General features: G+C 57.6%; 1 protein-coding gene. It reads left to right on the top strand.

Translation table 11 applies throughout. The features are described 5' to 3' along the window. Positions 1-283, top strand: a 283-nt coding sequence (locus ACFWW2_RS16860) for an IS110 family transposase (protein ID WP_393929836.1), incomplete at both ends; no start/stop codon positions are given.

Raw genomic sequence — 283 nt, 5'->3', positions numbered from 1 at the left:
CACAATACGTGAAGCCATTCGTCAAACGGCAGAAGAATGATGCGGCTGATGCTGAGGCGATTGTGATTGCGGCGCAGCGCCCGGAGATGCGGTTTGTGGAACCCAAAAGCAACGCGCAAATCGCCCGGGGCGTTGTGTTCCATTCACGCGACCGTCTGGTGCGCCAGCGCACTGAACAGATCAATGCGCTGCGATCCGTTCTTTATGAACAGGGCCAGGTCTTTCCGACCGGCGTCCATCAGATGAAGAAGATCGCAGCGTTCCTGCAACAGGCCGACAACGG

This window comes from Yoonia sp. R2-816 (assembly GCF_046762905.1).
Lineage (GTDB): Bacteria > Pseudomonadota > Alphaproteobacteria > Rhodobacterales > Rhodobacteraceae > Yoonia.
The sequence above is the reverse complement of the archived record's forward strand: the minus strand, read 5'-3'. Positions and strand labels throughout refer to the sequence as shown.